General features: G+C 44.7%; 1 protein-coding gene. It reads left to right on the top strand.

The features are described from left to right. Positions 1 to 495 (top strand): hypothetical protein (locus BABA_RS25880; RefSeq protein ID WP_007088239.1); only part of this gene is annotated, 495 nt, incomplete at its 5' end. Between the last annotated feature and the right edge of the window lie 31 nt (positions 496 to 526).

Consider the following 526-nt stretch of genomic DNA (forward strand, 5'->3'; position numbering starts at 1 on the left):
CCACTTGATAGCGAAGACCCTAACGCTCCAGCACCAACGTTTACACAAGCTTCACCAGAACCAGCAACGAAACAAGCTACTGAAAAGCACAAAGCGATTATCCACTTCGTAAACAGCCTTTCAGGTGAGTCAATCAAAGCAGACATGACAGTAGAAGGAACTGTAGACCAAGACATCCGTACCGTAGCAGGTGAAGACGCTTTCAAAGTAGCTGGATATACTTACACTGAAGAATCAAGCCAATGGTACCCATTCAACGCTAAGTGGGTACAAGAATACACAGCTTTCTTCACCCCTGAGGGGTACGTACCTGACGATGACGGTTTCGTACTCGGAACAGATGGTTACTACCACCAAAAACGTGAAAATGGAGACATTAACTACAATACACGTTTCGCTGACTTCAATATCACTTACACAAACAAGGATACAGGTGAAGTTCTTGGAACAGATGCACAAGGTATCAAAGACGCTGAAACAGGTACGTTGTTGTAAAGGGCCATGCTAAAATGTAGGAAACGGGCCA

Origin of the sequence: Neobacillus bataviensis LMG 21833 (assembly GCF_000307875.1) — a bacterium.
Lineage (GTDB): Bacteria > Bacillota > Bacilli > Bacillales > Cytobacillaceae > Neobacillus > Neobacillus bataviensis.